Origin of the sequence: Streptomyces sp. NPDC096132 (assembly GCF_044763345.1) — a bacterium.
Taxonomy (GTDB): Bacteria; Actinomycetota; Actinomycetes; order Streptomycetales; family Streptomycetaceae; genus Streptomyces.
On sequence record NZ_JBIWGA010000024.1, the window covers coordinates 129413 to 150611 of the forward strand.

Annotated in this window: 19 protein-coding genes; 14 read left to right on the top strand and 5 right to left on the bottom strand. The window is 72.3% G+C overall.

Annotated elements, in window-relative coordinates; all coding sequences use genetic code 11:
• The first annotated feature begins 7 nt into the window (after positions 1-7).
• From ACIRF9_RS40325 to ACIRF9_RS40385, 13 genes are read left to right on the top strand one after another with little or no spacing between them, the layout of a single operon-like run.
• On the top strand, positions 8-1531 hold the full coding sequence (locus ACIRF9_RS40325) for a right-handed parallel beta-helix repeat-containing protein (protein WP_403833023.1): 1524 nt from the start codon (positions 8-10) through the stop codon (positions 1529-1531).
• Position 1532: 1 nt separating this feature from the next.
• Complete coding sequence (locus ACIRF9_RS40330; protein ID WP_403833025.1) at positions 1533-2762, top strand: O-antigen ligase domain-containing protein; 1230 nt, start codon at positions 1533-1535, stop codon at positions 2760-2762.
• Positions 2763-2764: 2 nt separating this feature from the next.
• The gene (locus ACIRF9_RS40335) at positions 2765-4015 is read left to right on the top strand and encodes a glycosyltransferase (protein ID WP_403833027.1); all 1251 of its coding nucleotides are present in this window, start codon (positions 2765-2767) and stop codon (positions 4013-4015) included.
• Entirely contained in the window at positions 4012-5262 is a 1251-nt protein-coding gene (locus tag ACIRF9_RS40340; protein ID WP_403833029.1) for a class I SAM-dependent methyltransferase, read from the top strand. Before ACIRF9_RS40335 ends, ACIRF9_RS40340 begins: the two co-directional genes overlap by 4 nt.
• The gene (locus tag ACIRF9_RS40345; protein ID WP_403833032.1) at positions 5259-6059 is read left to right on the top strand and encodes a glucose-1-phosphate cytidylyltransferase; all 801 of its coding nucleotides are present in this window, start codon (positions 5259-5261) and stop codon (positions 6057-6059) included. Before ACIRF9_RS40340 ends, ACIRF9_RS40345 begins: the two co-directional genes overlap by 4 nt.
• On the top strand, positions 6056-6703 hold the full coding sequence (locus ACIRF9_RS40350) for a PIG-L deacetylase family protein (RefSeq protein WP_403833034.1): 648 nt from the start codon (positions 6056-6058) through the stop codon (positions 6701-6703). The genes ACIRF9_RS40345 and ACIRF9_RS40350 overlap by 4 nt, the downstream gene beginning before the upstream one ends.
• A 3-nt stretch (positions 6704-6706) precedes the next feature.
• Positions 6707-7732: an NAD-dependent epimerase/dehydratase family protein gene (locus ACIRF9_RS40355; protein WP_403833035.1), complete on the top strand. Its 1026-nt coding sequence runs from the start codon at positions 6707-6709 to the stop codon at positions 7730-7732.
• Positions 7720-9003 carry a DUF4910 domain-containing protein gene (locus ACIRF9_RS40360; RefSeq protein WP_403833038.1) on the top strand — a complete coding sequence of 428 codons (1284 nt, stop codon included), beginning with the start codon at positions 7720-7722 and terminating at the stop codon, positions 9001-9003. Before ACIRF9_RS40355 ends, ACIRF9_RS40360 begins: the two co-directional genes overlap by 13 nt.
• A 5-nt stretch (positions 9004-9008) precedes the next feature.
• The gene (locus tag ACIRF9_RS40365; RefSeq protein ID WP_403833040.1) at positions 9009-10301 is read left to right on the top strand and encodes a hypothetical protein; all 1293 of its coding nucleotides are present in this window, start codon (positions 9009-9011) and stop codon (positions 10299-10301) included.
• 7 nt (positions 10302-10308) lie between these two features.
• Positions 10309-11256, top strand: a complete 948-nt coding sequence (locus ACIRF9_RS40370; protein WP_403833043.1) for a glycosyltransferase family 2 protein — start codon at positions 10309-10311, stop codon at positions 11254-11256.
• Positions 11253-12491, top strand: a complete 1239-nt coding sequence (locus ACIRF9_RS40375; protein WP_403833045.1) for a polysaccharide pyruvyl transferase family protein — start codon at positions 11253-11255, stop codon at positions 12489-12491. The genes ACIRF9_RS40370 and ACIRF9_RS40375 overlap by 4 nt, the downstream gene beginning before the upstream one ends.
• Entirely contained in the window at positions 12488-13039 is a 552-nt protein-coding gene (gene rfbC / locus ACIRF9_RS40380) for a dTDP-4-dehydrorhamnose 3,5-epimerase (protein ID WP_403833048.1), read from the top strand. Before ACIRF9_RS40375 ends, rfbC begins: the two co-directional genes overlap by 4 nt.
• Before the next feature lie 6 nt (positions 13040-13045).
• Positions 13046-14380, top strand: a complete 1335-nt coding sequence (locus tag ACIRF9_RS40385; protein WP_403833051.1) for a glutamate-1-semialdehyde 2,1-aminomutase — start codon at positions 13046-13048, stop codon at positions 14378-14380.
• A gap of 7 nt (positions 14381-14387) precedes the next feature.
• Here the strand turns inward: ACIRF9_RS40385 and ACIRF9_RS40390 are convergent, their stop codons facing one another.
• From ACIRF9_RS40390 to ACIRF9_RS40400, 3 genes are all read right to left on the bottom strand, one after another.
• Positions 14388-15095 (bottom strand): phosphatase PAP2 family protein, encoded by a 708-nt coding sequence (locus ACIRF9_RS40390; RefSeq protein WP_403833053.1) that lies wholly within the window; start codon positions 15093-15095, stop codon positions 14388-14390.
• Between the two features lie 85 nt (positions 15096-15180).
• Positions 15181-15675 carry a hypothetical protein gene (locus ACIRF9_RS40395; protein ID WP_403833055.1) on the bottom strand — a complete coding sequence of 165 codons (495 nt, stop codon included), beginning with the start codon at positions 15673-15675 and terminating at the stop codon, positions 15181-15183.
• Between the two features lie 62 nt (positions 15676-15737).
• Positions 15738-16385 (bottom strand): dihydrofolate reductase family protein, encoded by a 648-nt coding sequence (locus ACIRF9_RS40400; protein WP_403833057.1) that lies wholly within the window; start codon positions 16383-16385, stop codon positions 15738-15740.
• 551 nt (positions 16386-16936) lie between these two features.
• Between ACIRF9_RS40400 and ACIRF9_RS40405 the strand changes: the two genes are divergently transcribed.
• A complete protein-coding gene (locus tag ACIRF9_RS40405; protein ID WP_403833060.1) occupies positions 16937-20092 on the top strand; it encodes an ATP-binding protein in 3156 nt (1051 codons plus the stop codon).
• On the opposite strand, the gene ACIRF9_RS40410 is transcribed toward ACIRF9_RS40405, so the two are convergent.
• Together ACIRF9_RS40410 and ACIRF9_RS40415 are read right to left on the bottom strand one after the other, a co-directional pair.
• On the bottom strand, positions 20070-20864 hold the full coding sequence (locus ACIRF9_RS40410; protein ID WP_403833062.1) for an ABC transporter permease: 795 nt from the start codon (positions 20862-20864) through the stop codon (positions 20070-20072). The genes ACIRF9_RS40405 and ACIRF9_RS40410 overlap by 23 nt on opposite strands.
• On the bottom strand, positions 20861-21199 hold a 339-nt coding region (locus tag ACIRF9_RS40415), incomplete at its 5' end, for a DUF4162 domain-containing protein (protein ID WP_403833065.1). The genes ACIRF9_RS40415 and ACIRF9_RS40410, both read right to left, overlap by 4 nt.

Below are 21199 nucleotides of genomic sequence, written 5' to 3' on the forward strand. Positions count from 1 at the left end.
AGGACACGTGGGCATCAAGTGGCGGCACCGGCTCTGGCCGGCGGCACCGCTGGCGCTGGCCCTGCTGGCGGCGACCGGCTGTGACAGCAGCACGACGGACGCGGCGCCGAAGCCGACCCCTGGGCCCTCCACCTCCGTGGCCCGCGTGTGTGCCAAGCCCGCGGCCGGGCCTGCGAAGGCGCCGGCGGGCGCGGTGACGGTCGACCCGGCGGTGCCCGGCGATCTGGCCGCGAAGACCGAGAACAGCCCCCCGCACACCACCTTCTGGCTCCGGCCGGGCAAGCACACGCTCATGTCGGACGACTACGACCAGGTGATCCCCAAGGAGGGGGACGTCTACCTCGGCGCGCCCGGCGCGGTGCTCGACGGTCGCAAGAACAACCAGTACGCGTTCGGCGGCACCGCCCGCGACGTCACGATCCGCTACCTGACCGTGCAGGGGTTCGTCGCGCCCCGTGACGAGGGCGTGGTCAATCACGACTCGGCCGACGGCTGGGTGATCGAGCACGCGACGATCCAGAACAACTCCGGCGCCGGGCTGATGGCCGGCGCCCGCCAGCAGGTCCGCGCCAACTGTCTGCGCGACAACGGCCAGTACGGCATGAACGCGTACCAGGCCGCCGACGCGATCAGCGGCCTGGTGGTCGAGGGCAACGAGATCGTGGGCAACAACAAGGACGACTGGGAGCGGCGGCGGCCTGACTGCGGCTGCAGCGGAGGCGTCAAGTTCTGGGCCGTGAACGGCGCCGACGTACGCGGCAACTGGGTGCACGACAACCGCGGAACCGGGTTGTGGGCGGACACCAACAACAACGACTTCCTCATCGAGGACAACCTGATCGAGGACAACGACGGTGCCGCGCTGATCTACGAGATCAGCTACAACGCGGTCATCCGGAAGAACACGATCCGGCGGAACAACTGGGTCGAGGGCCGCGCCAACGCCGCCGGCGGCGACACTTTCCCGTTCGCGACCGTCTACCTCTCCGAATCCGGCGGCGAGCCGCGGATCCGGGCCCGCACGGACAAGATCGAGATCTATCGGAACGTGCTGGAGAACAACTGGTCCGGGATCACCCTGTGGGAGAACGCCGACCGGTTCTGCAACAGCCCGGCCAACACGTCGTCCGGTGACTGCACGTTGCTGGTGAAGAACACCGACCGCTGCGTACAGCCGGCGATCGCCAAGGCACCGCTCTACTCCGACTGCCGGTGGAAGACCCAGCGGGTGGACATCCACGACAACCGCTTCGTGCTGGACAAGTCCGCCGTCGGCTGCACGGTGAAGTGCGACCGCATGGCGGTGCTGTCCAACTACGGCACCTATCCGGACTGGTCGCCGTACCAAGGCGAGCGGGTGGCCTTGGCGATCACCAGCGAGCAGCACAACCGCTGGTATGACAACGTCTACGTCGGACCGTGGACCTTCGTCGTCCACGACGCGAGCCGGACGGTCGACGTCAAGCAGTGGCGGCACACGCCGTACCGGCAGGACGCGGGCAGCACCTTCCGCGCAGGGGGCGGTGGTTGAGATGGGCACGAACCACACGTCGAAGATCGTCGGGGTGGTCTGGGGGCTGCTCGTCCTCAACACCCTCGGCTCCGCCGGGGCGACCATCATCCCGCTGCCCCGGTCCCTCATCCAGATGGTCACCATGGGCTCGCTGGTCGCCGCGTTCGCGCTGGCGCTCGTGGTCAACCCCCGGGTGCGCATCCGGCCCAGCGCCTACGTGTTCCTGCTCACCCTGCTGCTGGTGCCGAGCCTGATCTCCAGCGTGGGTCAGGAGGCCGGGTTCGGCGCGCTGTTCCGCTGCGCCCGGCTGGCTCTCTTCACCGGCACGCTGTGGCTGCTCAGCCGCTGGTGGGACGGCGGCACGACGTTCGTCCGGCACCACATCCGGATGTACTTCGTGGTGCTCGGGTCGGTGGCCGCCGGCCTGGTCATCTCGCCGGGCACCGCCCTGTCCGGGGTCTACGGCGGGCGGCTGGTCGGCGTGTTGTGGCCGCTCACCCCGCCGCAGATCGGACAGTACGCCGCGGTGATCATCGGGCTCACCGTACTGCTGCTCCTGGGGCGCCGGACGGACCGGACCAGCGCGGCGGTGGTCATCGTGCCCTCCCTCGCCCTGCTCGCGCTGACCCATACCCGGACGGCCACGGTCGGCCTGCTCATCGGGCTGGTGCTGGCGATCGGCTCGCTCATCCTGACCAGCGCCGCCGCCCGCCGGTTCTTCACCTGGGCGGTGCTGTGCGCGACGATGGCCGCGGTGGCGTTCAGCTCCGCGCTCCAGGCGTGGTTCCTGCGCGGGCAGAGCCAGGAGAACTTCGCCAGCCTCACCGGCCGGGCCAAGGTCTGGCACGCCCTGCTGGCGGCACCCCGGACGACCTCGCAGTACCTGTTCGGCATGGGCTTGGGCGACAAGTCGTTCGACGGGCTCCCGATCGACAACAGCTGGCTGGCCGTCTACAACGAGCAGGGCGTGACCGGCATCGCCCTGGTGGCGGCGATCATCGCCGTGCTGGGCGGCGTCGCGCTGCTGCGGCCGCCGTCGCTCTCGAGGGCCTGCGCGATCTTCCTGATCAGCTACTGCGGGATCGCGTCGTACACCGAGGCCGGGCTGGGCGACGCCTCCCCCTATCTGCTGCATCTGGCCCTCGCCGCCTCGCTGCTGGCGACTCCTGCCGGGGCCGCTCCCCTTTCGACGCCCGTAGTCCCACGCCAACGCATCCCGCGATGGGCCCAGAGATCGGAGGTGAGCTGAGCATGCACGGCCTTCACGTCCTGGTAGTGCACAACCGCTACGCCTCGGCGCAGCCGAGCGGAGAGAACAAGGTCGTCGACCAGGAGGTGGCGCTGCTGCGCGGGGCGGGCCACCGGGTCGAGGTGTTCGAGCGGCGCAGCGACGACATCGCCGCCCGGTCCCTGCTGGGCAAGGTGGCGGTACCGCTCCTTGTGCCGTGGAACCCGGCGGTCCGTACGGAGCTCGCCGCCCGGCTTCGCACCGAGCGGCCGGACGTGGTGCACGTCCACAACGTCTTCCCGCTGCTGTCGCCCGCGGTGCTGGCTGCCTGCGCCGACGCCGGCGTGCCCGCCGTCGCCACGCTGCACAACTACACCCAGGTCTGCCCGCCCGGCACTCTGCAGCGGGACGGCCGGCCGTGCACCGAGTGCGTCGGGTCCGCGCCGTTGCCCGCCGTCCGGCACGGCTGCTACCGGAACTCCCGCCTGGCGACGGTGCCGCTCGCGGTCAGCCTGTCGGTCAACCGGCGGCGGTGGTGGTCCGGCGTGGAGCGGTTCTTCTGCATCTCCGCGGCGCAGCGCGACGTCCTGGTGCGGGCCGGCTTGCCGGCCGAGCGGCTGGCGGTGAAGCACAACTTCGTGCCCGACCCGGACGACCGCCGGGAGGGTGACGGCGAGCATCTGCTCTACCTCGGCCGGCTCGCGGAGGCCAAGGGCGTACGGCTGCTCATGGCCGCGTGGGACGAGATCGCCGCCGGCGGCGGTGTGGGCGTGCCGCTCGTGATCGCCGGCACGGGGCCACTGGAGCCAGAGGTGACCGCCTGGGCGGCGGGCCGGGACGACGTGCGGTACGTCGGCCTGTACGACGCGGCGGAGTGCCGGAAGGCCGTCGCGCGGTCGGTCGCCGTGGTGGCCCCCTCCACGTGGCTGGAGGCGTTCGGCCTGGTGGTCGTGGAGGCGATGGCGGCCGGGGTCCCGGTCGTCGCCGCCGGTCACGGCGCCTTCGTCGAGCTCGTCGAGGACGGGGTGACCGGGCTGCTGCACCGGCCGGGCGAGCCCGCCTCGCTCGCGTCCTGCATACGCCGGATCGCGGCCGAGCCCGCCCGCAACGAGGAGATGGGAAAGGCGGCCCGGCGCCGCTACGAACAGGGTTTCAGCCCGGCGGTCGGCCTTGACCGCCTGGTTGACGAGTACCGCGCCGCGATCGCGGCGCGGTCAGCACCGGCTCGCGGCGAGGACACCCGCGCGAGCAGGGGGGATGGGGACAGTAGATGACACGATGCCGACTGTGCGGCTCGGAGGCGATGGAGAGCGTCGTCGACCTCGGGGCGACGCCACCATGTGAGAGCTTTCTCGCCGCGGACCAACTGGATCAACCGGAACCCTCGTACCCGCTGCACCTGCGGGTCTGCACCGACTGCTGGCTCGCACAGATCCCTCCGCTGATCACACCGGAGGAGACGTTCAAGGAGTACGCGTACTTCTCCTCGTACTCGACCTCCTGGGTGGAGCACGCGCGCACGTTCGTCGCCGACGCCGTACAGCGGATGGGTCTCGGCACCGACGCCTTCGTGGTCGAGGTCGCGAGCAACGACGGGTACCTGCTGCGGCACGTGGTGGACCGGGGGATCCGCTGCCTCGGCATCGAGCCGTCGGTGAACGTGGGCGCCGCGGCGCGGGACGCGGGTGTGCCCACGCTCACGGAGTTCCTGAGCCCCGACACCGGCTCGGCCGTCCGCGCCGAGCACGGCCCGGCGAACCTGGTCGTGGCCAACAACGTGTACGCGCACATCCCCGACGTGGTCGGGTTCACCCGGGGGCTGCGCGCCCTGGTCGCCGACGACGGCTGGGTCTCCATCGAGGTGCAGCACCTGCTGACCCTGATCGAGGAGAACCAGTACGACACGATCTACCACGAGCACTTCCAGTACTACACGGTCGCGTCCGCGATCCGCGCCCTTGCCAGCGGCGGGCTCGCGCTCGTGGACGTCGAGCTGCTGCCCACGCACGGCGGCTCCATCCGGCTGTGGGCCCGGCCGGCCGAGGTGGCCGGCGAACCGACACAGCGGGTGGCCGACGTGCTGGCCCGGGAGAAGGCCGCCGGGCTGCAGGAGCTGTCCGGGTACACCGAGTTCTCCGCCCGGGTGGCCAAGGTCCGCCGGGACCTGCTGCGGTTCCTCATCGACGCGGCCGAGCGCGGCGAGACGGTCGTCGGCTACGGCGCCCCGGGCAAGGGCAACACCCTGCTCAACCACTGCGGCATCCGGCCCGACCTGCTCGCGTACACGGTCGACCGCAACCCCTACAAGCACGGCAGGTTCACCCCGGGCACCCGCATCCCCGTCCTGCCGCCCGAGCAGATAGCCGCCGACAGGCCCGACTACGTCCTCGTCCTCCCGTGGAACCTGCGGGCCGAGCTGGTCGAGCAGCTGTCCTTCGTGCACGACTGGGGCGGCCGCCTTGTCTTTCCCATCCCGGAACTGAGCATTGTCGAGGCCGCGTCTCGAAAGGTCACAGCATGAAAGTCGTACTGTTCTGCGGCGGTTACGGGATGCGGATGCGCAGCGGCGCCGCGGACGACGTGCCCAAGCCGATGGCGATGGTGGGCCCGCGACCGCTGATCTGGCATGTCATGCGCTACTACGCGCACTTCGGGCACACCGAGTTCATCCTGTGCCTCGGGTACGGGGCGCACCACATCAAGGACTTCTTCCTCAACTACGAGGAGACGACGTCCAACGACTTCGTGCTCCGGGGCGGCAAGACCGAGCTGCTGTCCACCGACATCGCCGACTGGACGATCACGTTCGCGCAGACCGGCATCGAGTCGCCGATCGGGGAGCGGCTGCGCCGGGTACGCCACCACCTGGACGGCGACGAGATGTTCCTCGCCAACTACGCCGACGTGCTCACCGACGCCCCGCTGCCGGAGATGATCGAGAACTTCGCCCGGCGTGACGCCGGCGCGTCGATGACGGTGGTGCCGCCGCAGTCCTCGTTCCACTGTGTGGACCTGGGCGAGGACGGCCTGGTGGGGGGCATCACCGCGGTGAGCGAACTGCCGCTGTGGGAGAACGGCGGCTACTTCGTGCTCCGTCAGGAGGTCTTCGACCACATCCCGGAGAACGGGGACCTGGTCGCCGACGGATGCGCGCAACTGGCCAAGCGGGGCCGGCTGGTGGCGTACCAGCACCGCGGCTTCTGGAAGCCGACCGACACCGTGAAGGAGCGGGCCGCGCTCGACGAGGCCTACGCCCGGGGCGACCGCCCGTGGGCCGTGTGGGAGCGCGACGGCGTGAGTACCGGAGCGAGAGCGTGATCCGGCTCGGGGCCGGACCCCTGGACCGGATCGTCGCGGTGGGCGCGCACTGCGACGACATCGCCATCGGCGCCGGCGGCACGCTGCTGACGCTGTGCCACGCGCGACCGGGTATCCGCGTCGACGCGCTGGTGCTCTCCGGCGGCGGCACCGACCGGGAGCAGGAGGAGCGGGCCGCGCTCGCCGCCTTCTGCCCGGGCGCCGACCTGCGGCTGACCGTGCTGAAACTGCCGGACGGGCGGATGCCGGCGCACTGGGAGGAGGCCAAGGCCGCGGTTGAGGAGCTGCGCGGGCAGACCGAGCCGGACCTGGTCCTCGCCCCGCGTACCGACGACGCGCACCAGGATCACCGCGGCCTGGCGCAGCTGATACCCACCGCGTTCCGCGACCACATGGTCCTCGGCTACGAGATCGTCAAGTGGGACGGCGATCTCGGCCGTCCGTCGGCGTACCAGCCGCTGTCGCCGGAGATCGCCGAACAGAAGGTGCACCTGCTGCAGGAGCACTACGCCTCGCAGCGGCACCGGCCCTGGTACGACCGGGAGGCCTTCCTCGGCCTCGCGAGGATCCGCGGTATCGAATGTCACGCCCGCTACGCCGAGGCGTTCGCCGTCACCAAACTCACGCTCCAGCTGGGGGGATGAACCATGCGCGTACTGCTGACCGGGCACCAGGGCTACCTGGGCACCGTGATGGCCCCGGTCCTTACGGCCGCCGGGCACGACGTCGTCGGCCTGGACGCCGGCCTGTTCGCCGACTGCGTGCTGGGCGAGCCGCCCGCGGACCCGCCGGGTCACCGGGTGGACCTGCGCGACGTCACGGCCGACCACGTGGCCGGGGTGGACGCCGTGATCCACCTGGCCGCGCTGTCCAACGACCCGCTGGGATCGCTGGCGCCGGAGCTCACCTACGACATCAACCACCACGCGTCCGTACGGCTGGCCCGGCTGGCCCGCGACGCCGGAGTGCGGCGCTTCCTGTACGCGTCCACCTGCTCGGTCTACGGCGCCGCAGGCGGCGACGACCTGGTGACCGAGGACGCCCCGCTGCGCCCGGTGACGCCGTACGCGGAGTCCAAGGTGCGGGTGGAGGACGACCTGCACGCGCTGGCCGACGGCGACTTCACCCCGGTGTTCATGCGCAACGCCACCGCCTTCGGCTACTCGCCCCGGCTGCGTGCCGACATCGTGCTGAACAACCTGGTGGGCCACGCCCTCCTGTCCGGCGAGGTCCTCGTGCTCTCCGACGGCACCCCCTGGCGCCCGCTGGTGCACGCCGCCGACATCGCACGGGCCTTCGCGGCCGCGCTGGTCGCGCCGCGGGAAGCGGTGCACGACCGGGCGTTCAACATCGGCAGCGAGACCAACAACGTCACGGTCGCCGAGATCGCCGAGCAGGTCGCCGAGGCGGTGTCCGGCGCGAAGGTGGTGATCACCGGCGAGACCGGTGCCGATCCGCGGTCGTACCGCGTGGACTTCTCCCGGTTCCGGGCCGCGATCCCCGGCTTCGACTGCGAGTGGACGGTGAAGCGGGGCGCCCTCGAACTCGCCGACGCCTACCGGGAACACGGGCTGACCCGCGAGGCCTTCGACCAGCGCTTCACCCGCCTTGCCGTGCTGCGCGCCGCGTCCGAGGCCGGCACCGTCGACGACACCCTGCGGTGGCGCCGGTGACCGAGCACGGCGCGGAGATGTACGCCCTGGTGGAGCGGCTGTACCCGCTCTGCCGGAGCATCACCGGCGACGGTGTGCGCGCCACCCTGGACATCGTCGGCGAGTACATCCCGCTGGACGTGCACGAGGTGCCGACCGGGACGCAGGTGCTCGACTGGACGGTGCCGCAGGAGTGGAACATCCGGGACGCGTACATCGCCGACCCCGCGGGCAACCGGGTCGTCGACTTCGCCGCGTCCAGCCTGCACGTGCTCGGCTACAGCGTGCCGGTGGCGAAGACCATGCCCCTGTCCGAGCTGCGCACGCACCTGCACACCCTGCCCGACCAGCCGTCCTGGGTGCCGTACCGCACCAGCTACTACAAGCCGGACTGGGGGTTCTGCCTCGCCCAGGAGACCCTGGACGCGATGCCGGACGGCGAGTACGAGGTGCGCATCGACTCCACCCTCGCCGACGGCCACCTCACCTACGCCGAACACGTCGTGCCCGGTCGGGTCTCGGACGAGGTGATCGTCTCCTGCCATGTCTGCCACCCGTCGCTGGCCAACGACAACATGGCCGGCGTCGCGGTGGCGACGTTCCTGGCCAAGGCGCTGGCCGAGGAGACGCCGTACTACACCTACCGGTTCGTCTTCGCACCCGGCACCATCGGGGCGATCACCTGGCTGGCCCGCAACGCCGAGCGGGTGGAACGGGTCAAGCACGGGCTGGTGCTGGCCTGCGCCGGCGACCCGGGCTCCTTGACGTACAAACAGAGCAGGCGCGGCGACGCGGAGATCGACCGGGTGATGCGGCATGTGCTGGCCGCGTCCGAACGCCCGCACCACATCGCCGAGTTCACCCCGTACGGCTACGACGAGCGGCAGTTCTGCTCGCCCGGGTTCAATCTGGGCGTGGGCTCGCTCACCCGGACCCCGTACGCGGGCTACCCCGAGTACCACACGTCGGCGGACAACCTCGATTTCGTCTCCCCGGAGGCGATGGCGGACACCCTCGCCGTCTGCCGCGAGGCGTTCGCCGTCCTGGACCGTGACCGGCGGTACCTGAACCTCAGCCCTTACGGCGAACCACAGCTGGGCCGACGGGGGCTGTACGACGCGCTCGGCGGCCGCAGTGACACCAAGCAGGCCCAGATGGCCATGCTCTGGGTACTCAACCTCTCCGACGGCGAGCACAGTCTGCTGGACGTCGCCGAGCGGTCCGGGCTGCCGTTCGACACCGTCGCCACCGCGGCCGCCGCCCTCCACGGCGCCGGGCTGATCAAGGCGTGATGCCGATGACCACCGAGAGGGAGAATCCGCAGACAACGGCGCCACCGCCCGGATCCGCCAGGCGGGCCCTCGTCGGCCGGCTGTCCTGGGGACTGGCCGACCAGGCGGCCTCCAGCCTGTCCAACTTCGCGGTGGGCATCTACGTGGCCCGCTCGCTGGGGGTGACCGCGTTCGGTGTGTTCAGCCTGGCGTGGGTGACCTACGGTGTGGTGCTCAACGTCTCCCGCGGGCTGGCCACCGACCCGCTCGTGGTGCGCTTCAGCGGCGTGTCGGACGCGTCCTGGCGGGGGGCGGTGGTCCGCTCGTCGGGTACGGCGCTCGGCGTCGGCGCCGCCCTCGGCGCGGTGTGTCTGGTGGCCGGGCTGGGTCTCGGCGGCCGCCTGGGGCCCGCGTTCGCCTGCCTCGGCGTCGTGCTGCCGGGGCTGTTGCTGCAGGACGCCTGGCGGTTCTCCTTCTTCGCCGCCGGTACCGGGCGTAAGGCGTTCGTCAACGACCTCGTGTGGTGCATCGCGCTCGTCCCGGCCATGGTCGTGGCGGCCCGCGTGGGCAGCGTGGCCGCGTTCGTGCTCGCCTGGGGCGCGTCCGCCGCGGTGGCCGCCGCGTACGGCTGCCTCCAGTCCGGCATCCGGCCCCGGATGACCGGGGCGCGCGGGTGGCTTCGCGAGCAGCGCGATCTCGGCTACCGGTACCTGGTCGAGAACGTCAGCCTCAGCGGCGCGAGCCAGCTGCGGGCGTACGGGCTCGGCGCGATCGTCGGGGTCGGCGCGGTGGGTGCGGTGCGGGGCGCCGAGCTCCTGATGGGCCCGTTCCTCGCCCTGCTGATGGGGCTGTCCCTGGTCACCGTCCCGGAAGCGGCACGGGTGCTGCGGCAGGCCCCGGACCGCCTCGGCACGTTCTGCCTCCGGCTGGGCGGCGGGCAGGCCGCCGCCGCGCTGCTCTGGGGCGGGGCGCTGCTGCTGGTGCCCGACCGGCTCGGCGAGCTGGTGCTCGGCGGGGTCTGGCACTCCGCCTCGCGGCTCATTGCGGCGATCACCTTCGGCGTCGCGGGCGCGGGCCTCGGCACCGGCGCGGCGGCCGGGCTGCGCGCGCTCGGCGCGGCCCGGCGCAGCCTGCGCTGCCAGCTGTTCGCCTCTGCCTGCTATGTCGGCGGCGGGCTCGGCGGGGCGGCCTTGGCCGGCACGGTCGGTTCGGCCTGGGGCGCCGCTGCCGCGAACGTCAGCGCCTCGGCCCTGTGGTGGCTGCAGCTGCGGTCCGCCCTGCGCGAGCGCGACCAGAAACCCCTACGTGAAGTGAAGTGAGGACGCCATGACCGCCCATCCCCGGTTGAGCATCGGGCTGCCCGTCTACAACGGCGAGGAGTATCTGGCCGAGTCGCTCGACGCCCTGCTCGGCCAGACCTACGAGGACTTCGAGCTGGTCATCTCCGACAATGCCTCGACCGACGGGACCGAGGACATCTGCCGCAAGTACGCCGCGCGAGACGCGCGCATCCGTTACATCCGGCTGTCCCGGAACGTGGGAGCCACGCCGAACCACAACTATGTCTTCACCCAGTGCCGCGGCGAGCTGTTCAAGTGGGCCTCGCACGACGACCTGTACGCCCGGGACCTGCTGCGGCGCTGCGTCGAGGCGCTGGACGAGCGTCCGGACATCGTCCTCGCGCACTCCGGCCAGGCGGTCATCGACGGCGACGGTCAGGTGAAGGTCCCGTACGAGTACGGGCTCGCCACCGACTCGCCGCATGCGCCGGAGCGCTTCCGCAGTCTGCTGTTCGAGCCAGGCGGCGACGACTTCTACGGCGTGCTGCGGGCCGACGTGCTGCGCCGGGTGAAGCCGCTCGACAGCTACCACCACGCGGACCGGACGTTCGTCGCCGAGATCGTCCTGCAAGGTCCCTTCCACCAGGTGCCGGAGCTGCTGTACTTCCGCCGCGACCACCCCACCCGCGCCGAACGGGCCAACCCTTCGAAGCGCTCCCGGTGCGTCAACCTGGACCCGCGCCGGGCCGGCCTGCTGCACCCGACGCCCCGACTGCTCGCCGAGTACGTCTTGGGCTTCGTCTCGGCGGTCCGGCGGGCGCCGTTGTCCCTGGCCGACCGGCGCGAGTGCTACCGCCACCTGGCCGCCTGGATGACCAGCCGGGCCCGGCCGGGCGTCGGCGAGCGGGTCGAGGACCGCGCCCCGGTCGACCCGGACCGGATCACTGTTTCCGTCGACGCCCTCGTCGCCGGTCGTGAAGGGAGCCAGGCATGACGTCTGCACACCGGACCCCGGTGCGGGTCGGGCTGTTCGGCCTGCTCGGCGCCGGCAACTTCGGCAACGACGGGCAGCTCGAGTCCATGCTCACCTACCTCCGCACCGAGCACCCGGAGGCGGTCGTGGACGCGTTGTGCAGCGGGCCCGAGGTCGTCGCGACCCGGTACGGGATTCCCACGACGCGGATGCACTGGTACCGCGGGGAGTACCGGACCGCGTCACGTCCGGGCGCGATCGCGGCGAAGGGGCTGGGCAAACTCGTCGACGCTGTCCGTACCGCCGCCTGGGTGCGTCGCCACGACGTGGTGATCGTGCCGGGCGCGGGCGTTCTGGAGGCCACGCTTCCGCTGCGGCCGTGGGGCTTCCCGTACGCGCTGTTCCTCCTCTGTGCGTCCGGCCGGCTGGTGGGCACCCCGGTCGCGCTGGTCGGCGTCGGTGCGGACGCGATCGGCCACCGGGCGACCCGGACCCTCGTGCGCTGGTCGGCGAGGCTTGCCGCGTATCGGTCGTACCGGGACGCCGGGTCCCGGGACGCGATGCGGGCGATGGGCGTGGACACCGCGCGCGACGGGGTCTACCGAGACCTCGCGTTCGCCCTGCCGACGCCGCGGGCGAGTGCGCCCTCCGACCCGCCGGGCTCGGTCTGCGTCGGCGTCATGGCCTATCACGGCAGCAACGACGACCGTGCCCGGGCCGAGGAGATCCACCGCCGCTACCTCGCCGGGACGACCCGGTTCGTCCGCGCGCTGGTCGAGGAAGGCAGGCCGGTCCGGCTGCTGACCGGCGACGAGCTCGACGAGCCGGTGGTCGCCGCGATCCTCGACGCGGTGGACTCGCCGCTGGTCACCACCGCCGAGGCGGCCTCGCTGGACGACGTGATGAAGGAGGTAGCGGCTGCCGACACCGTGGTGGCGACCCGCTTCCACAACCTGGTCTGCGCGCTGAAGGCCGGCACGCCGACGCTCGCGGTCGGCTACTCGGCGAAGAGCGGCGCGCTCATGGATCAGATGGGACTCGCCGCTTACTGCCACCCGGCCCGCGAAGTCGACGCCGACCGGCTGCTCGAGCAGTTCCGGGAGCTGGAGAAGAACTCCGCGGACCTGCGGCAAACGCTCGCCGAGCGGAACCAGGTCGCCGCCCGCCAGATCGAAGCCCAGTTCACCGAGTTGACCGCGGCCCTGTTCCCGGCGACCGGCCACGCCGGGGCCCGCGCCCGGCAGGAGGCGCCATGAAAGCGACCGAAGTCCCCGCGATCGAGGGCGCGTTCCTCTTCGAGCCGACGCCGTACGCCGACGAGCGCGGCTTCTTCTGCCGCACCTTCGACGCCGACGTGGTCCGCTCGGTGGGCCTCGACCCGGACGCCTTCGTCCAGGACAGCCTGTCCCGCTCGGTCCGGGGCGTGCTGCGCGGCCTGCACCTGCGCTCCGGCGCCGGCGAGGCCAAGCTGGTGCGGTGCTCGTACGGGAGGATCTTCGACGTCGTCGTGGACCTGCGGCCTCACTCGCCGACGTACCTGGGCCGGGCCTTCTTCGAGCTCTCCGGCGAGACGCAGAAGACCGTGTACATCCCGGCGGGATGCGCGCACGGCTTCCAGGCTCTTACCGAAACCACGGACATCTCTTACCGTATCGACCGTCAGCACGATCCGTCAGAGGACGTGACGATCGCCTTCGACGACCCGGAACTCGCCATTCCCTGGCCGTTGCCGGTCACATCGATGTCCCAGCGGGACCGGCAGGCGCCGAGCCTCGCCGAGGTCCTGAAGCAAAGAGGAAGCTGAGGTCGCGTGGCCACCGAAGACACCGAAGAGCCCAGCCTGCCCCGGTCGCGGACGGCGAACGAGCGGCTGCACGCCCTGATCCCCGGGGGCGCGCACACCTACGCCAAGGGCGACGACCAGTACCCCGAGAACCTGGCCCCCGTCATCAGCCACGGCCGTGGTGCCCACGTGTGGGACGTCGACGGCAACCGCTACATCGAGTACGGCTCCGGTCTGCGGTCGGTCAGCCTCGGCCACGCCCACCCACGCGTGGTCGAGGCGGTGCGGCGGGAACTCGACCGCGGCAGCAACTTCGTCCGGCCGTCCATCGTGGAGGTCGAGGCCGCGGAACGCTTCCTGGCCACGGTGCCGACCGCCGAGATGGTCAAGTTCGCGAAGAACGGCTCCGACGCCACCACCGCCGCGGTGCGCCTCGCCCGCGCCGCCACCGGGCGCCCGCGGGTGGCCCTCTGCGCCGACCATCCGTTCTTCTCCGTCGACGACTGGTTCATCGGCACCACACCGATGTCCGCCGGCATTCCGGCGGCGACCAACGACCTCACCGTGGCCTTCCCCTACGGCGACCTGGCCGCCACGGAGGAGCTGCTCACCCGGTACCAGGACGAGGTCGCCTGCCTGATCCTCGAACCCGCCACCCACACCGAGCCGCCGCCCGGGTACCTCGAGGGCCTGCGCGAACTGGCCGACCGGCACGGCTGCGTACTGATCTTCGACGAGATGATCACCGGCTTCCGCTGGTCCGAGGCGGGCGCCCAGGGCCTGTACGGCGTCGTCCCCGACCTCTCCACCTTCGGCAAGGCGCTGGGCAACGGGTTCGCCGTCTCCGCGCTGGCCGGGCGCCGCGAGCTGATGGAGCGGGGCGGACTGCGCCACTCCGGCGACCGGGTGTTCCTGCTGTCCACCACGCACGGCGCGGAAACGCACTCCCTGGCCGCCGCGATGGCCGTGCAGACCACCTACGCCGAGGAGGGCATCACGGCGCGGCTGCACGCCCTCGGCGAGCGGCTGGCCGCCGGTGTCCGCGACGCCGCGGCCGCCATGGGCGTCGGTGACCACATCGTCGTGCGGGGCCGGGCCAGCAACCTGGTCTTCGCCACCCTCGACGAGAACCTGCAGCCGTCGCAGGAGTACCGCACCCTGTTCCTGCGCCGGCTCCTCGTGGGCGGGGTGCTGGCCCCGTCGTTCGTGGTGAGCAGCGCGCTCGACGACGCCGACATCGATCACACCGTCGACGTGGTGGCCCAGGCATGTGCGGTGTACCGGAAGGCACTGGACGCCGCCGACCCCACCCCCTGGCTGGGCGGACGACCGGTGAAGCCCGTGTTCCGCCGCTTGGCGTGACGTGACGTCAGCGACGCGCCGGCCGACCCGCGTCGGCCGTCCGCTCGACCAGCCGGTCAGCCGTACGGTCCACCAGCCACGCGGTCGCCGGTGTCACCGCCAGCGCGGTGCACCAGCCGCCGAGGACGTCGGTCGGGTAGTGCGCGCCCAGGGCGACCTGCGTCCAGCCCATGGCGGCGCCGGCGACCAGCGCCGCGGCGAGCACGAGTGACGTGCCGGCCGGCCTGCCGAGACCGAGCCGGCCGGTCGCGGGCAGCGCCACCACGAGGGCGAGCGCGGTGAGGAAAGCGGTGTGGCCGCTCGGGTAGGACAGGTTGCCCTCGCCGTGGATGGTGCGTCCCACCACGTGCTTGAGCAGCGTCGCCGTCCCCACGGTCGTGCAGACGCCGGCCACGACGAGCACCGCCGCCCGAGGACGCCGAAGCATCAGGCAGCCCGTCACGGTGGCCAGGACCAGCGTCGCCGCTCCCACGGGCTCCCCCAGGAAGTCCGTGGCCAGAGCGACGTACCGCCACGGCGGCCCCACGCCGTCCACCGCCGCCCCGATCCGCGCGTCCACCCTGCCGGGCTCGCTGTGGCCGGCGTACCGGACCCCGAGCGCGACGACCACGAGCGCGGCGAGGGCCGCGACGCCCCCGAGCCACCCGCGCAGCGATGCCGGCAGCGCCGCGGGCGCGGACCGGCCGGAGCTCTTCTCCCTGTGGATGCGATGCACCTCCCCCGACGCCGCCCCCGAGCCACCTGCCACCCTAACCAGGGACGGCGCCGGCACGCAGCCCCCAACTGTCCCGGCGACGGCGTCAACCGTCCTGGCAGGCCCTGGCCTTGAACTCCGCCATGGAAACGGTGACCGCGGATTCGTCGCCGTCGTCCGAGACCTCGTCGTACCGGATCATCCCCGGTGTGAGCCGGTCCCGGTCGATCGAGGTGAAGGAGACGCTGCTGGAGGACCACGAGTTGTCCTTGGTCCAGCCGTAGAGGGCGTACGTGGTCCCGGCGGTGAGCGTGGTGAGCGGTGTGGTCGTGGTCCAGCCGGCGGACGGCGCGTCGAGGGGCCAGATGGCGAGTCCCGCCGTGAGGGGGTGGTCGGCGGTCCATGAGCCGACCGTGGCCTCGTCGTCGTCGACGTCGGCGTCCGTCACGTAGAGGGTCGCTCCGTCGATCTGATGGCCGCAGACCATCATGACGCCGAGCAGCCGTCCGTCGGCGGTCACGGAGATGCCGGCGACGGCGTCCTCGGGAACCGTGCATCCGGAGGTGGTGGTGAGGGCCGCGCCGACAACGACAGCAGCCACGAAGCGCCGGAACACCGGCCGTGAAACGACCACTCGCATACAGCCCCCTGCCCCCGCGCGGTTCAGAGAACCATACGGGTCAATGTCAGATGCGTGACTCCGCTGGGCGAGGAGATGGCCTCGACCTCGTAGTTTTTCTCGAGGCCCTCCAGTCCGTCCCAGAGGCGTACGCCCCGGCCGAGCAGGATCGGGACCACCACGACGTGCAGGTGGTCGATGAGCCCGGCGGCGATGAAGTCGCGGATCACGGTGGCCCCGCCGCCGATGCGTACGTCCTGGTCACCCGCGGCCTCGCGGGCCGCCTCGAGCGCCTCGGCGGGCGAGGCGTCGAGGAAGTGGAACGTCGTGCCGCCCTCCATCTCGATCGACGGGCGCGGGTGATGAGTGAGGACGAAGGTCGGTGTGTGGAACGGCGGGTTGGGCCCCCACCACCCCTTCCACTGCGGATCCTCGTGCCAGCCCGGAGGGCCGAACTTCCCGGCGCCCATGATCTCGGCGCCGATCCCGGGCGTGAACTGCCGCACGAAGACGTCGTCGAGGCCACGGGTACCGCCGGGCCGGCCGGTCATCCGGTGCCACCACCGGGTGGCGAACATCCACTCGTGCAGCCTTTCGCCGGCGTGGCCGAACGGCGCGTCACGGCTCAGCCCCTCACCGGTGCCGAAGCCGTCGAGAGAGAGGGAGAAGTTGTGGACGCGGGTGAGCGACATGGACGCCATGATGTACCGACCGGCCGCGGCGTGTCCGGGAGGTCGTTCCCGGACACGCCGTGGGCCTGGACTTGCGGCCGTTCGACCTACTGGGTGGTGCGGTAGGCGCGTTCCACCGTCTGGACCAGGGTGTTGCCGTCGCGGTCGGTCAGGCCGACTCGCAGGGGTCCAGCTGTCCTCGGACACCTTCGCCGAGCTGAACGTCCACCGCGCCCGTACCCGGGTGGAGAGCGAGAACAGCTCGGGGTCCCGGGAGGCGTCGAGGGTCAGCTCGTAGCGGCCGGCGTCGGCGGGCACGGAGTACTCGGCCTCGAACAGCGGATCGCCCTCGGTGGAGATCGAGCGTGGTGTCCTGGTCCAGCCCGACCGCCGGAGCCAAGAAGGGATCATGGCTGTCGAGGCTGCATCCGCCGTGTGACCGCACCGGGGCCGGACGATAACGGAGCCGCAACGGCGTCGCGGAGGGGCGGCGTCCGGGAGGATGCCGGTGTGCGGCACGTACGGGAGCCCGGCGGTCCACCGTGGCACCCCCGGCTGGCTAATCTGCACACGTGACGACTGAGTTGACCCTGCTGCCCCGAGTCGCCTGCCGCGGACGGGAGGTCACCGCGCCCCGGCTGCGCGGGCTGCTGGCGCTGCTCGCGGAGGATCTGCGCGCCGGCTGCAGCACGGGGCGGCTGGTGGAGGGGCTGTGGCCGGACGAGCTGCCGGAGCGGCCGGGCAAGGCGGTGCAGGTCCTGGTGTCGCGGCTCAGGGCGCAGATGGGTGCCGAGCTGGTCGTGAGCACGCCGACGGGGTACCGGCTGGCGCTGAAGGAGACGCAGGTCGACTCTTCCGCGCTGCTGCGGTACGAGGCGGCGAGCGCCGGGCGCGCCAGGGCGGGGGATCAGGAGGGCGCCCTGGCGCAGGCCGAGGCGGGGCTGGCGCTGTGGGACGGGAGCGTGGGCGCCGGGGCGGGCGAGGAGCTGCGCGATCCGGTGGTGGCGCTGCGGGCCGATCGGGTACGGGTGTTCCGTTCGCTGGTCCGGTTCCGGGCGCTCGCGCTCGCCCGGCTCGGACGGCGGGAGGAGGCCGCGGCACCGCTGGCCGAGCTGGTCCGGGAGCTGCCCCGGGACGAGGAGGTGCTGGCGGAGCTGCTGCGCTGTGAGGCCGCCACCGCGGGCCGGGCCGCGGCACTGACCCGGTACGACGCCTACCGGCGCGGGCTGCGCGAGGAGCTGGGGACCGAGCCGGGGCCCGGACTGCGGTCGGTGCACCAGGAGTTGCTGCGCGCGGAGGTGCCGCCCGCCCGGCACGGTGTGCCGCACGACCCGAACCCGCTGCTGGGGCGCGACGCCGACATCGCCGCCGTGGCCGGGCTGTTGCGCGAGGCCCGGGTGGTGACCGTCGTGGGGCCGGGCGGGCTGGGCAAGACCCGGCTGTCGCACGCGGTGAGCCGGGCGGCCGAGCAGCCCGTGGTGCACTTCGTCAGCCTCGTCGGTGTCCTCGCCGACGACGACGTGGCCGGTGAGGTGGCCTCGGCCGTCGGTGCCGGGGAAGGCCGGCAGTTCACCGGCGGCACGGACGTGGTGGGCGGCATCGTCGGCACGCTGGGTACCGGCCCCGCGCTGCTGGTGCTGGACAACTGCGAGCAGGTGGTCGCCGGCGCGGCCGCGCTCGTGCAGGAGCTGGTGTCGCGGTCGAAGGAGGTGCGGGTCCTGGCCACCAGCCGGGCTCCGCTGGGGCTGACCTCGGAGTTCGTGTACGCCCTGCCGGAGCTGTCGCCGGCGACCTCGGTCGAACTCTTCGGGCAGCGGGCGCGGGCCGCCAGGCCCGGCGTGGACCTGCCGGCCGACCGGGTCGCCGAGATCTGCCGTCACCTGGACGGGCTGCCGCTGGCCGTGGAGCTCGCCGCGGCCCGGGTGCGGGTGCTCTCCGTGGCCGACATCTCGCGCCGGCTGCAGGACCGTTTCGCACTTCTGCGGGGCGGCGCCCGTGACGCACCCGAGCGGCATCGCACGCTGCAGGCCGTGGTCGAGTGGAGCTGGAATCTGCTGGAGCCCGACGGGCGGGCGGCGCTGCGGGCGTTGTCGGTGTTCCCCGGCGGGTTCACCGAGGAGGCGGCTCAGTACGTGCTCGGCGAGACCGGGGACGCGCTGACGCTGCTGGAGCAGCTGGCCGGTCAGTCCCTGATCCAGGTGGGCGACAGCCCTTCCGGGGTGCGCTTCCACATGCTGGAGACGCTGCGGGAGTTCAGTGCCGCCCGGCGCGCCGAGGCCGGCGAGGAGGAGGCGGTGACCGGCCGGTTCCTGGTCTGGGCCCGGGACTTCGGGCGGGCGCACCACGACGTGCTGTTCAGCGGCGGTCGGGAGCGCCCGTGGATCCGTATCCGGGCCGAGCAGGACAACCTCGTCGTGGCCCTGCGGTACGCGCTGGTCCGCTCCGACGGGCCCACCATCGCGGCTCTCACCGCGGCGCTGGGCTCGTTGTGGGCCACCGGCTCCACCTACGCCCGGCTCGCAGCCCTCGCCGACGAGACCGGCGGGCCGCTGTCCCATTTCCGCCCCGGACCCGGCCATCCCGAGTACTCCGTGGACGTCGAGGCGGCCCGCAGCGCGGCGACGGTGTGCACGGCCAGCCTCTTCATGGGCCGCGGCCCCCACGCCGTACGCCATCTCGTCACGCTGCGCCGGCTGCCGCCCGCACCGCCGGACACGCTGGCGCGGGCGCTGGCCGTCGTACTGTGCGCCTTCCCGGAGATGCACCCGCCGCGGTACACGCGGCTGCGGGAGCTCTGCGACTCGGACGCGCCCATGCTCGCGGGCATGGCGGCGGGCGTCGCCAGTTACGTGTGGGAGGCCGAGCACGAGGTGGAGCGCGCGCTGGTGTGCGCCCGCCGGATGCTCGACGCGCTGGGGTCGCTCGAGAACCCGGCCATGCGGCTGCTCGGTCATGGGCGGATCAGCGACCTGTGCCTGAAGTCCGGGCACGGCGCGGAGGCGTACGAGCATCTGCGGGCCGCGCTCGGCGCGCTCGACGAGGCCGGAGACTGGTCGGACTCGATCGGCGTCCGCTGGGGGCTGGTGCTCGCCTGTCTGCAGCGCGGTGAGGTCGACGAGGCGGAGTACTGGCTCGGACTCGCCGCCCGGGACGAGCAGCCGGAGTCCGCCGAGACCTTCGGCACCGATCTGCCGGCCCGCGCGGAGGTCGCACTGGCCCGCGGGCTGACCGAGGTCGGGCTCGGACTGTGGCGCCAGGCGGTGGAGCGGGTACGGGAGGGCAGCCTGCTGTATGCCGGCGATCCGTTCGTGGATCCGTGGTCACTGGAGATCCAGTCGGCCGCGCTGGCGGCGCACGCGCAGCGCGGCCGGCTCGCGCCGGTGGCCGGGCTGGCCGGGCAGCTGCGGGACCGGCTGCTCGGGATGCTGTCCGGCCCCTCGGGCGACGGCTCTCCGGCGGAACTGCCGGTGTGCGGCACGGTGTTGCTGGCGCTCGGCTTCGCCGGGCTGGCGGAGGGAGACCCGGCGGCGATACGGCTGGTGGCGCTGGCGGAGCGGATGCCGGTGATGCGGGAGTTCCCCACCCTGTCCGCGGCCCGGTCCCGGCAGGCGGCCGAGGACGCCGACAGGGCGGCGTACGCCGAGGCGAGATCGGCGTACGCCGCCCTGGGGCGGGAGGAGTTGCGGGCGGCCGCACTCCGGGAGCTCAGCGCTGCGGCTCGCGGGTGAACTTCGCCTTGGCCCACAGGTAGCCCAGCAGCGACAGGCCCAGGCCCCAGGCGACGGCCAGCACCGCGTTCCTCGTGCCGATCCCGCTGCCCAGCAGCAGCCCGCGCAGGGTCTCGATGAGGGGCGAGAACGGCTGGTACTCGGCGAACCAGCGGAACCAGCCCGGCATGGCGTCCACCGGCACGAACGCGCTGGACAGGAACGGCAGCATCACCAGCGGAGTGCCGATGTTGCTGGCCCCCTCGGGGTTGGGGCTGATCAGGCCGATGCCGACGGCGAGCCAGGTCATCGCGAGGCTGGTCAGGGCCATCAGGGCGGCCGCCGCGAGCCACTCCACCGGGGAGGCGTCCGGCCTGAAGCCGATGGCCAGTCCGATGGCGAGGACCAGCACCAGAGCCGACATCGTCTGGATCACGCTGCCGATCACATGGCCGATCAGCACGGAGGCGCGGGAGATCGCCATGGTGCGGAACCGGGCCATGATGCCCTCGGTCATGTCGGTGCACACGGCGACCGCGGTGCCGAGCGAGGTCATGGCCACGGTCAGCAGGAGGATGCCGGGGACGAGGTAGGCGACGTAGTCGGCACGGTCGGCGTGACCGCCGTTGATGCCGGCGCTCATCACGTTGCCGAAGACGTACACGAACAGCAGCAGCAGGATGACCGGGGTGAGCAGGAGGTTCAGGGTGAGCGAGGGGTAGCGGCGGGCGTGCAGGAGGTTGCGCCGCAGCATGGTGAGGTTGTCGCGGAGGGCGTAGGAAGGGATGCTCATCGGACGGTCTCCTTCTCGGCGGACTGGGCGGGTACGGCGTTGCCGGTCAGGGCGAAGAACACGTCGTCGAGGTCCGGGGTGTGCACGGACAGTTCGTCGGCCTCGATGCCGGCGGTGTCGAGCCAGTCGAGGACGGCGCGCAACTCGCGCTGGGTTCCGTCGCTGGGGATCTGCAGGGTCAGCGCTTCGTCATCCCGGGTGGTCTCGCGCAGTGCGCCGGCCGCCCGCTCGTACGTCACGGGGTCGGAGAAGCGGAGCCGTACGTGGCCGCCGGGGACGAGCCGCTTGAGCTCCTCGGCGGTGCCCTCGGCGGCGATCCCGCCGTCGTGGAGCAC

Bases quoted from the DNA above. Each gene is read 5' to 3' on its own strand.
- ACIRF9_RS40365 (WP_403833040.1), top strand. From the start codon at position 9,009: ATGACCACCGAGAGGGAGAATCCGCAGACAACGGCGCCACCGCCCGGA.
- ACIRF9_RS40335 (WP_403833027.1), top strand. From the start codon at position 2,765: ATGCACGGCCTTCACGTCCTGGTAGTGCACAACCGCTACGCCTCGGCG.
- ACIRF9_RS40375 (WP_403833045.1), top strand. From the start codon at position 11,253: ATGACGTCTGCACACCGGACCCCGGTGCGGGTCGGGCTGTTCGGCCTG.
- ACIRF9_RS40340 (WP_403833029.1), top strand. From the start codon at position 4,012: ATGACACGATGCCGACTGTGCGGCTCGGAGGCGATGGAGAGCGTCGTC.
- ACIRF9_RS40345 (WP_403833032.1), top strand. From the start codon at position 5,259: ATGAAAGTCGTACTGTTCTGCGGCGGTTACGGGATGCGGATGCGCAGC.
- ACIRF9_RS40410 (WP_403833062.1), bottom strand. From the start codon at position 20,864: ATGAGCATCCCTTCCTACGCCCTCCGCGACAACCTCACCATGCTGCGG.
- rfbC (WP_403833048.1), top strand. From the start codon at position 12,488: ATGAAAGCGACCGAAGTCCCCGCGATCGAGGGCGCGTTCCTCTTCGAG.
- ACIRF9_RS40330 (WP_403833025.1), top strand. From the start codon at position 1,533: ATGGGCACGAACCACACGTCGAAGATCGTCGGGGTGGTCTGGGGGCTG.
- ACIRF9_RS40370 (WP_403833043.1), top strand. From the start codon at position 10,309: ATGACCGCCCATCCCCGGTTGAGCATCGGGCTGCCCGTCTACAACGGC.
- ACIRF9_RS40400 (WP_403833057.1), bottom strand. From the start codon at position 16,385: ATGTCGCTCACCCGCGTCCACAACTTCTCCCTCTCTCTCGACGGCTTC.
- ACIRF9_RS40355 (WP_403833035.1), top strand. From the start codon at position 6,707: ATGCGCGTACTGCTGACCGGGCACCAGGGCTACCTGGGCACCGTGATG.